The sequence below is a fragment of the Acinetobacter sp. CWB-G5 genome, from assembly GCF_019209785.1.
GTDB classification, from domain to species: Bacteria; Pseudomonadota; Gammaproteobacteria; order Pseudomonadales; family Moraxellaceae; genus Acinetobacter; species Acinetobacter johnsonii.
Genome location: NZ_JAHUTF010000014.1, coordinates 46986 through 57348, shown reverse-complemented (window position 1 = coordinate 57348; position 10363 = coordinate 46986). Strand labels below are relative to the sequence as shown.

The 10363-nt window shown below is 39.7% G+C and carries 9 protein-coding genes and 1 riboswitch; of the genes, 4 read left to right on the top strand and 5 right to left on the bottom strand.

Translation table 11 applies throughout. The features are described from left to right. Window positions 1-251 precede the first annotated feature (251 nt). The 5 genes from KVY11_RS15385 to KVY11_RS15365 form a co-directional block, all read right to left on the bottom strand. Complete coding sequence (locus tag KVY11_RS15385; protein ID WP_010326766.1) at window positions 252-812, bottom strand: lytic transglycosylase domain-containing protein; 561 nt, start codon at window positions 810-812, stop codon at window positions 252-254. A gap of 506 nt (window positions 813-1318) precedes the next feature. Beyond that, window positions 1319-2518 carry an acyl-CoA dehydrogenase family protein gene (locus tag KVY11_RS15380; RefSeq protein ID WP_218289435.1) on the bottom strand — a complete coding sequence of 400 codons (1200 nt, stop codon included), beginning with the start codon at window positions 2516-2518 and terminating at the stop codon, window positions 1319-1321. Window positions 2519-2535: 17 nt separating this feature from the next. Then, window positions 2536-3822 (bottom strand): acyl-CoA dehydrogenase family protein, encoded by a 1287-nt coding sequence (locus tag KVY11_RS15375; protein ID WP_218289440.1) that lies wholly within the window; start codon window positions 3820-3822, stop codon window positions 2536-2538. Between the two features lie 231 nt (window positions 3823-4053). Further along, complete coding sequence (locus tag KVY11_RS15370; RefSeq protein WP_218289434.1) at window positions 4054-5427, bottom strand: AarF/ABC1/UbiB kinase family protein; 1374 nt, start codon at window positions 5425-5427, stop codon at window positions 4054-4056. Window positions 5428-5584: 157 nt separating this feature from the next. Next, window positions 5585-5890, bottom strand: a complete 306-nt coding sequence (locus KVY11_RS15365; protein ID WP_058951948.1) for a hypothetical protein — start codon at window positions 5888-5890, stop codon at window positions 5585-5587. Between the two features lie 193 nt (window positions 5891-6083). Here KVY11_RS15365 and KVY11_RS15360 point away from each other — a divergent pair, with 193 nt between their 5' ends. The 4 genes from KVY11_RS15360 (at window position 6084) to KVY11_RS15345 (ending at window position 9917) form a co-directional block, all read left to right on the top strand. Further along, window positions 6084-6506, top strand: a complete 423-nt coding sequence (locus KVY11_RS15360; protein WP_004693016.1) for a lysozyme inhibitor LprI family protein — start codon at window positions 6084-6086, stop codon at window positions 6504-6506. Between the two features lie 105 nt (window positions 6507-6611). Continuing rightward, complete coding sequence (gene prmB / locus KVY11_RS15355; RefSeq protein WP_010326759.1) at window positions 6612-7622, top strand: 50S ribosomal protein L3 N(5)-glutamine methyltransferase; 1011 nt, start codon at window positions 6612-6614, stop codon at window positions 7620-7622. Window positions 7623-7637: 15 nt separating this feature from the next. Next, window positions 7638-8729, top strand: coding sequence for a chorismate synthase (aroC, locus tag KVY11_RS15350; protein ID WP_218289433.1), 1092 nt, complete (start codon window positions 7638-7640; stop codon window positions 8727-8729). 369 nt (window positions 8730-9098) lie between these two features. Then, the gene (locus KVY11_RS15345) at window positions 9099-9917 is read left to right on the top strand and encodes a hypothetical protein (protein ID WP_256350808.1); all 819 of its coding nucleotides are present in this window, start codon (window positions 9099-9101) and stop codon (window positions 9915-9917) included. Window positions 9918-10146: 229 nt separating this feature from the next. After that, a riboswitch (glycine riboswitch) is annotated at window positions 10147-10233 on the top strand. Window positions 10234-10363: the final 130 nt, after the last annotated feature.

The window sequence follows — 10363 nt, the reverse complement described above, 5'->3', positions numbered from 1 at the left end:
GAAACCTCTTAGCGCTGATGGTAGTGTGGAGTTATCCATGTGAGAGTAAGTCATCGCCAGCTCATTAATTCAAATCCCCCTAACTCAAATGAGATAGGGGGATTTTTTTATGCAAGGAAGGTTAAAATAATAAAAATAAATAATTATTAAGAGGGAAAAAGAGATAGAGAACAAGTGAAATAGCTTATCTATAAGGGCCTAAATGGTAAAAAGCCAGCAGTTGCTGACTTTTATGTCTTATTTAAAAGAGGTTACAGAGCATCTTTTAAGTTTTTTTGATGTGCTTTAACCTGTTTGGCATATTTCTTTCCTTGACGCTTCATTTTCCAGGTCGAATGGTATCCTGTTGGACCGACATTATAATAAGCCAAAGCTTTGGGCCAACTTTCTGCTTTTTGGTTATAGCTAGCGAGAATATAGGTGCCACAATTAATATTATTAATCTCTTCAAATAAATCGCCAGGGCAGGTTTGTTGCCAATAGCGTGGGATAACTTGAGTAAGTCCAATAGCACCAGCAGGGGAAACAGCATAATTTCTATAGCTAGACTCTTGTCTTATGACTGCTGCAACTAGTAATGGATCCACATTATAACGATCTGCACTTTGTACAATCATAGGTGCAATACGTAGTGCTGTTGTTGGTTCAACAGCATATGCCTTTTGAATGCCATTGGCTAATTTTGCTGAACGCTTTTCAACTGAACCGCCACCAAGTGATGAACAACCAGTAAATATTAAAGTTGTTGTTAAAATTAAAACAGATTTAGCTTTAATATGAGATGTTGGTAAGTATCGTTGATAATTCAGCAAACTGTATATCCATTGGTATAATGTCTGAGAAGATCATATTGAGCTGTGCAATTACAGTCAAGTTGAGACAGAAGGTACTATTTTATGGTTTTGTTAAATCCGTACTTTATTTAAGCTAAATAGAGGCGATTAATTGAAATTCTAGATTTTATGCTGTTAGTAGATCCACTTGCAAAGATAGTTTTGTCATATAACCCCATAGTATTTAACTTTTTTATAGGTGATTGCATGGACAAGTCAAAGAAATTCTTCTTGCTTATAATAAATAGCCTAAGCAGTATCTAAGTTGGTAAGACTTACTATTCTCCAAATATTAAATTTGCTCAATAAATCTAAGTTCTGTGATAGCGATACGTTTTTTGAAGCCCAACAAATAAGTTCAGCCGTTGTTAGATAGCATGAATTTAAGTCCAGTAATTTCTACTTTTATATTACTTCAATGTGAGGCCATAATCTTCTATTTATAAAAACTATGGCATCAACATATCTGAATGAGATGTTTTATATTATTTCAATTCGCTCGATGACTTTCCGAGTTCACGGCGTGCGATAATGAGTTGCTGAATTTGTTGCGTACCTTCAAAAATATCTAGAATTTTAGAATCTCTTGCCCATTTTTCTAAAAGCTCATCTTCGTTGTAACCAACCGTTGACGCAAGTTCGACGCACTTAAGGGTAATTTCATTACAAATTCGACCAGCTTTGGCTTTGGAAATGGAGGCTTCCTTTGAGTTCGGTTTCTTGTTATCTGCCATCCATGCGGCTTTTAAGGTCAGCAAACGAGCCGCTTCCCATTCAGCCTCCATGCGATAAATTTGGCTCGCAATATGAGTCGTCTGTAAGTATGGTGTTATATATTGAGGATCCAAACAATCGCTGAAGATTTCTTTAATTCGTTGTAGTGAGGCCTTGGCACAGCCTATAGCCATCGCTGCAACGAGCGGACGGGTATTATCAAAAGTTTCCATCACGCCAGCAAAGCCTTTAGCAATGTCAATTTCCGCATTTCCCAGTAGGTTATTGGCTGGTACTCGACAGTTGATTAAACGAATAACTGCGGTATCAGAGGCTTTGATTCCTAGTTTATGCTCCAAACGTTCTACTGCCATACCAGTAGTTCCTTTAGGAATTACAAAAGATTTGATGGCTGAACGGCCTAATTTTTTATCCAGCGTTGCCCAAACGACGATAGCGTCAGCACGCTCCCCTGAAGTCACGAAAATCTTTTCACCGTTTAAGATGTAATCATCACCATCTTTTATTGCCGAGGTGCGAATAGCCGCAGAGTCCGAGCCACAGTTTGGTTCAGTGATTGCCATAGCTGCCCATGTGTTTTTGAAGCGCTCTAGCTGCTCCTCATTGGCAACAGCTGCAATTGCTGAATTTCCTAGACCTTGGCGGGGCATCGATAGGAGTAAAGCGGTATCTCCATAACACATTTCAATCACACTTAAAGCGGTAGAGAGATTCACTCCATTTTTATTGCCTTGTTCATTGGTACCTCGCTTGCCGACAGCAGCCCCCGCATTCATACCTTCACCACCCTCATTCATACCATCGACTAAAGATGCCAGCATATCCAGTTCTTTAGGGTAGCTGTGTTCAGCTTTGTCGTATTTTCGGGAGATAGGGCGAAGTACATTGATGGCCACTTGGTGGGCTTGATCAATCAGTAATTTAAATTTCTTAGGGTTCTGTAAATTCATGCCAGTTTTCCTTTTTATTATGCATGTAGACCAGAGTAAACAATTGCTGTTGCACGTAAATCACGATACCAACGCTCAACAGGATGTTCTTTGGTGAATCCGTGCCCACCTAAAATCTGTACACCATCGGTGCCAATTTTCATGGCTTTTTCGGCACAAAGTAAGCGTGCTAAATAGGCTTCACGGTGAAATGTCTGCCCAGATTCAGCTAGACTTGCGGCATTTAGAATGAGCATACGCATGGCATCAATTTCGATGGCCATATCGGCAATCATAAATGCAACACTTTGACGGTGGGAAATGGGTTCACCAAAGGCGGTGCGTTCATTGGCATATTCAATACAATATTTTTTGACCGCTTCACATGTGCCAACCGCCATTGCACACCACATTAAATTGCCGAGGTCTAAAAATGCCGTGTAGTTGAAATCTTCATCACCTAAGCGTAAAGCAGGGGTTTGATTAAAAATTAAAGTTGCTGTTTCGGTAGCTTTGAGGCCCATAGCGGGAGATTTTTTAAACTGAATACTTTCATCCCGTCTGAGAATAAAAACTTCAGCTTGGCCATTAAGTTCAGCACTGACAAGGAAAATATCTGCACTTTCAGCCAATAGTACCAGTGTCTTTTCACCTTGGATAAAATATTGACCATCACGTGAAATGGCTTTGGTTTTTAGCTGGTAAGGATTAAAAGCAGGCGTAGCTTCTTGAATTGCAAAGCTAGCGCGAATGCTACTGTCTTGCGCAAAACTGTTTAAATATAAAGCCTGTACTTGTTCAGAACCCCATTGTGTAACGGCATTAATCACACTAAAAGTAGAGAGCATACCAGCGGCTAAACTAAAATCACCTTTGGCCAGATGCTCTGCAATAAGTACATTACTCAGAATATTTTTCTCAGCAGCGACACCCCCAAGTGCCTCAGGCAAAGCATAAAAGTTCAGACCTAGCTCTTCAATATATTGCCAAAGCTCTGTTGGAAAAGTTTCATTTTGATCGGCACTTGCGGCTAATGGGTAAAGTACATCCGCTGCAAACTGTGACATGGTGTCGATGGTCATTTGCTGATCTTCAGAATGGTTCAGATCAAACAATGATTTTTCTTGATTATTGAGTCGTTGTTTATGTAGATCTTTATTGGTTTTAAAGGCTTTTTGTGTTTTTGATAGAGTCTTATAGCCAGCTTTTGAGCCTTGATATAGCGATTTCTCGATAAATTTTCTAAGCTTTAATTGGTCAAGTACGTCGCTACTTGCCATTTTTGTGATCAGTGATAAGCCAAATCCCTGCGCCTTATTTACCATATTTGTCATTATTTTCATCCAGCAGAATTATTCTGTGGTTTTATGCTGACATAGCGGCATACGAATAACTATGTCATGACTGACATGATGTATTGTCAAAGATAAACGGTATGTGGTGTATTTTAAATTATTCTAATATTTTGTTTTTTAAGTTTTTTATTGAGTCGTTTGGAATTGAAATGATTGATCAATTGACCAAAATGACATCGCGTCATTTTGGTCAATGTACTTTTAGATAAATTTTTTCACCATTGCACGAACATTGGTTTTCGCTTCAATCACAGTCATAAATGTATAAGCACCGATGAATTTACGGCTGATAAACATAAACTCTTTGGGTGGAACACTGAAATAACGAGATGCCATCGACTTTGAAGCTTGCTGCATTACACGGCTATGAAGTTGGCTTGCTTTCCAGTCATAAGCAAAGTGTTCATCCATAACACCAGCAGGTAAGTCTGGGTTGCTGCTTGGACTGCTAAATGCTTCAGTTGCAAGTAAGAAGACTTTAGCCATATCCGGTTTAATGCTTTGAGGGATAGAGTCGAAAAACTCATAGCCTGTCATCGCTTGAACCATTTCTTCACTACTATGATTAAACCCAGCATGAATGAGCTTACGTGCTACGCCAAGTAAATGTTCATCAAACTGTCGGATTGCGCCAAAATCAAGCAGAACGATTTTGTCCAAGATGTCATTGCCATTACCTAAGCGAACGAGGTAATTACCAAAGTTCGGATCGGTCTGCATTTCACCCCATTCAAAAATCTCGCGTACCGCAATTTCAAGTGATGCTTCGCCAAGTTTGTTGCGACGTTCTTGCGGCAGAGACAGCATGACAGGGCTGTTAATCGGCACGCCACGTTCAAATGTCATACACAATACTTGGTCTGTGCAGTAGCCATCTATAATTTGCGGCACGATGTAGCGTGGGTCTTCTTTTAAGCGAGCAGCAAAGCGGCGTGTGGTAGCAGCCTCAATTTTATAATTCACTTCACGGTGCATCATCTCACGAACTTCATCGAACCATTGGTCGAACTCGCGTGTTTGCGGCACCATACGTGTCAGTTTAAGCATGTTTTTAAACAGGCTCATGTCTGAGTCAATGGCTTCAGCAACGCCTGGATATTGAATTTTCAATACCATCTCTAAACCATCAGACTTACGCGTTGCACGGTGGACTTGTGCGAGTGATGCAGTGCCCAGTGGCTCATGATCGATGGTCAAATCATCCAGTTTAGAACCCAACTGGCTGTGCAGTTGCTGTTTAATCGCAGGCCACGCTAAAGCGACCGTTTGATTATTTAAAGTATTTAAGGCTTGCGTGATTTCTTCAGGTAGAAAGTGTTCACCATAAAGCGCCATCATTTGGCCAATTTTGACGATAGAACCTTTAAGTTTGCCTATTTCAGAAACAAGATAATCGGCCTGTTCTTTCATTGCTTTTTTGCGTTTCTTTTCTTTTTCTTCTTCGCTAGAAAACATAGTTGTCGCATTAGAAGCAGCCCAACGTGTTCCAGCAAGCAACGAAGCTTTGGCAATCGATAAACGACGATCCATAGAGGAGGTTTTCAGTTGTTTAAGCTTATCGTTGTGATCTGACATAATTCAGTAAAATCCTTTCATCAGCAAGGGCAGCATTTTAGATTGTAACGGATAATATCGTGTATTCACGTATTAAAAAAGTTCAACTTGCTGAATCTCGAGTTAAAAAAGGCCATAAGTGTTAAGCAACCATCTAAATACAGCCTAATCGGGATTGTTACATGCGAAATTTTACTTTAAGGGTATTTTTCTGAATCAATTCATCTTTATGTGTTTGTATGTGTTGCAGGATCATTTCTTGTACTGGTTGGTGCATAAATCCATGTGCATAACCTTTAACAATGATGATGCTCGGTAGACTAAAAAAGAAGTATCGAGCATCCTCAATGGTTGCATATTCATAGATCCCTTGCTGCTGTAACAGCTTTTGGAAATAGGCTTTTTCAGTGGCGACATGATTGTTTTCGGTGTCATTCCAATAGCGTTCACGCATCGCCATTAAATTGTTGTGTTTATAACTCATAAATTTGGGGAATATTGGCAGAAGAACTCACCTTATAATAAGGCTGTTTGATCAGGTTTCAATGCAAAGCCTGTGAGTTCATGTAAAAAGCTGTGCAGTGGAAATTTTATAGGGGGCTAGTATGTTCATACAAAATAGGATGTTATATTAAAGCGCTGCAGCACGCAGATGCTGTGAATGACTAGATTAAAAAATGAATGAAGAAAATTTGCTTTGGGGAAAGGAATTGAAACAAATATTTAGTGCATTGCTTGTTGTGGGATTGTTCAGTGGTTCAGCCTATGCAATGGGCCCAACTAAAAAATATGAAGCATGCATGAAGCAAACTGGCAATGTGTTGAGTGAAATTGATGCATGTATGAGTAAAGAATATAAAGCACAAAAGAAACGCTTAAAGAAAGTATTTAAGCCGTATTTAGCGAAGGCTCCTGCAGAAGAGCAAGGACTGGTTAAACAGTCTCATCAGCAATGGCTGGCGCAGCGTGATCAGATTTGTAATAACAAACCTATCGTGAAAAATGAAAAGACTGAATTACAGCGTATTTCGTGTCTGATGCAAATGACACAAACCCGTGCAGATATGTACGAAGCACGTACAGGCCGTATCAGCAAATAAGAGCAAAGCGTATGAAAATGTGTTTGCTGTGCATCAAAACATTATAAATCATAGAAAAACAGGGTATCATAAGGCGTTTTTATTATGACCTTGGAGACGCCTTTAGTGGATCGCCCGACTATTAGCCCTGAACATATACAGGAAGCCGCTGAAAACTTAAGCACAATTCGTGATTTTATCCGTTTTGGAGTGACAGCATTACGTCAATACGATGCACATTTAGGTCAAGGTACAGAAGACTATTTTGCTGAAAGTTCAGCTTTGGTTTTACAAACTTTATCTTTAGATTGGAATGCGGATGCTGAAATCTTAGAGTCGAAGCTACTACCAAGCGAAAAGACAGAAGTTTTAAGCTTATTAGAACGTCGTATTAATGAAAAAGTACCGACTTCGTATTTGCTTAATTTGGCATATTTTGATGGCAAGCCATATTATGTCGATGAACGTGTACTGATTCCACGTTCACCGATTGCAGAATTGATTCAAAACCGTTTTGCGCCTTATTGCTTAGGTGAAAATGGCCAAATGGGTGAGGCAGTCAATAACTTGCCAGAAAACCCAAATCCGAAAACGCCACAACGTATTTTAGATATGTGCACGGGTTCTGGTTGTATCGCGATTGCTTTGGCTTATGCGTACCCAGATGCCGAAGTAGATGCAACAGATATTTCTAAAGAAGCTTTAGAAGTGGCTCAAATTAACTCAGAACACCACGACAAACAGTATCAAGTCGCTTTACTTGAGTCTGACTTGTTCTCCAAAATTCCTGCTGAAAATCAATATGATCTCATCGTGTCGAATCCACCTTATGTGGATGCTGAAGACATGGCAGATTTACCTGAAGAATTCCACCATGAGCCAGAATTGGCATTGGCGGCAGGTCAAGATGGCTTAGATTTGGTTCGTAAAATGTTAGCTCAAGCGCCAGATTACTTAACTGAAGATGGTCTCATCGTGATTGAAGTGGGTAATTCTGAATGGGCAATGCGCCAAAACTTTAATACTGTTGATTTTTACTGGTTACAGTTCCAAAAAGGCGGTACAGGAATCTTTGCATTGACCGCTGCTCAATGCCGTCAATTCCGTGATTTATTCATTCAATCTGTTCAAGCATAAAAGGAGTCGTTAGACATGGCAGGTAATAGTATAGGGCAACTCTTCCGTGTAACGACTTGTGGTGAATCTCATGGTGTAGGCTTAATGGCGATTGTGGATGGTGTTCCACCGGGTCTTGAGCTTACAGCAGACGATTTGCAAAAAGATTTAGACCGTCGTAAGCCGGGCACCTCTAAATTTGCGACGCAGCGCAAAGAACCTGATGAAGTTGAAATCATTTCAGGTGTGTTTGAAGGTAAAACAACAGGCACACCAATTGGTTTATTGATCCGTAACACCGATCAAAAATCCAAAGACTACGGTAACATTGCACAAAGCTTTCGTCCGGGACATGCAGATTATACTTATACACAAAAGTATGGTTTCCGTGATTATCGTGGTGGTGGTCGTTCAAGTGCGCGTGAAACGGCTATGCGTGTGGCTGCGGGTGCGATTGCGAAAAAATACTTGGCTGAAAAGTTTGGTATTTTAATTCGTGGTCATGTAACCCAAATTGGGACTGAAAATGCGGAAAAATTGGATTGGAATGAAGTACCTAATAATCCATTCTTCTGTGGCGATGTCGATGCCGTACCGCGTTTTGAAGCTCTTGTGACTTCATTGCGTGAACAAGGTACCAGTTGCGGTGCAAAGCTTGAAATTTTGGCTGAAAAAGTGCCTGTAGGTTGGGGTGAGCCTGTTTTTGACCGTCTAGATGCTGACATTGCCCATGCCATGATGTCTATTAACGCGGTCAAAGGGGTTGAGATTGGGGATGGTTTTGCCGTTGCTGGTCAGTTTGGACATGAGAGCCGTGATGAGTTAACCACTGATGGCTTCCTTGCGAACCATGCAGGGGGTATCTTGGGCGGTATTTCGAGTGGTCAAACTATTCGTGTTGCAATTGCGCTTAAACCAACAGCATCTATTACCACACCGGGTAAAACGATCAATATTAATCGTGAAGACACGGATGTATTAACTAAAGGTCGTCATGACCCTTGTGTGGGTGTGCGTGCGGCTCCGATTGCAGAAGCAATGCTTGCGATTGTTTTAATGGATCACTTTCTGCGTCATCGTGCTCAAAATGCAGACGTCGTTGCACCATTTGCACCGATTGAATACTAGAAAATTCTCTTTATATTTAAGAGAGTACATATTAAAGTCAGACTTCGGTCTGACTTTTTATTTGCGTATGAGAGCTAATCTTATTAGATACCAATGTAGGGCAACCGTTGATGAATCTTCATTTGGTCTTACTGAGCAAGCAAATTTAGAGCTCGAGTCTTTCTCGTTTCTGAAAGAAATTATTATTAACATAGAATAATTGAGTGTAAGCCATATATGGCACAAGGAACATAAGGGTTAGAGTCATAAGTTTAGTGTGGTCACACAGTGAATGGCTTTAGTTCCTCTCTTTTTCAAGTCAATTTCTTATCCGTGATTCGGGTTAAGTCATTTAGAGAGTTCATTTTTAAAAGAAAAAAGAAGGGGCATATGAATAAAAAAATTAGCACAGTCAGACGAGGCACCATTATATTTTTATCACTACTCACAGTTTTGGTTATTTCATTGTTGATATACGGCTACGACAGTATGCATGACCCTGAAAAAGTTAAAGCGCGCTTATATGCTTGTGGAAAATTTGGTGATCAGCATATGCTTATTGATAAGCAGTATTTACTTTTTGGCAGAGTGACTTATCAAGGTGTGAATTATTGGGGGAAAAATATTAAAAAAGAACACGAGGCTAAAGGTTGTGATGATCAAATTCAACATATTGCTTTGAAAGTGAGATGGCCTGAAATGACAACGTCGAGTGAAGGCTTTAGACTAGGTTCTGAGTATAAAAATGATATCAAAATAGCATTAAGCCAACGCTCAGTTTGGAAAGAGGAGTGGGGAAGTAAAGACTTTTTTAATGAGTTTTTGATTTTAAAACAATACTTAAGGAAAGGAATGTCTTCTGGTGGAGAAGAGGTGAGTGAAGTATGGATAGATGAAACAAAAACATTTAACTCAGATTTGGGACTCTACGAAATAGACGTAAAAAGTGATGATGGTGTTGGAAAAAAGGTGTATTGGCAGGAGCGTAAAGGTAAAGAGGTAAGCCTAACCATTAAGTGTCTTTATTTTAAGACTGGTGCAACAAGTTGTGAATTTAATACACATCAACCCAATTATGGGTTTAATACGAGTTATATCACTATAAGCTTTCACAGTGAGTTACTACCGCATTGGCAAGAAATTTATCAAGATGCAGAACAACTCATTCATTCTTTTAATACAGGAGAGAAACAGAATGAAGCATCTTAAGATGTATAAATCATCACTATTAAAAATGTTTAGATGACCTCAGCATAGCTCAGATGTGCGCGATAGATATGTCCTATTTTAAAGCAGTAACAGCGCAATTTTGATCAGTATAGTGCAACGTTTGTCCTAAGCTGAGGTTGTGCTTTATAAAAATAAACGAAAGATAATACTTTAAGAGCAGTTTCAAATCGGGTGATTACATGGTATATAAATTGCTCATAGAATAATAAGCATTATTGCAGGAGAGAAATGTTCTGCATTCGCCGAAGGAGCAACGACCCCGGAAACTCTCAGGCAAAAGGACTGTAATAATGAAAAAACTCTGGAGAGAAGTGTTCAATCACTCACCGAAGGGGATGGTTTAAAACGTCATGGGATGTTTTAGATCGAAGCTCTCAGGTACACATGACAGATGGGGTTGACATCAAACAATAAAAAGGAGGTGT

Coding starts and splice junctions, on each gene's coding strand:
- KVY11_RS15380 (WP_218289435.1), bottom strand. CDS start 2,518: ATGAATTTACAGAACCCTAAGAAATTTAAATTACTGATTGATCAAGCC.
- KVY11_RS15375 (WP_218289440.1), bottom strand. CDS start 3,822: ATGGTAAATAAGGCGCAGGGATTTGGCTTATCACTGATCACAAAAATG.
- KVY11_RS15370 (WP_218289434.1), bottom strand. CDS start 5,427: ATGTCAGATCACAACGATAAGCTTAAACAACTGAAAACCTCCTCTATG.
- KVY11_RS15365 (WP_058951948.1), bottom strand. CDS start 5,890: ATGAGTTATAAACACAACAATTTAATGGCGATGCGTGAACGCTATTGG.
- KVY11_RS15360 (WP_004693016.1), top strand. CDS start 6,084: ATGAATGAAGAAAATTTGCTTTGGGGAAAGGAATTGAAACAAATATTT.
- aroC (WP_218289433.1), top strand. CDS start 7,638: ATGGCAGGTAATAGTATAGGGCAACTCTTCCGTGTAACGACTTGTGGT.
- KVY11_RS15345 (WP_256350808.1), top strand. CDS start 9,099: ATGAATAAAAAAATTAGCACAGTCAGACGAGGCACCATTATATTTTTA.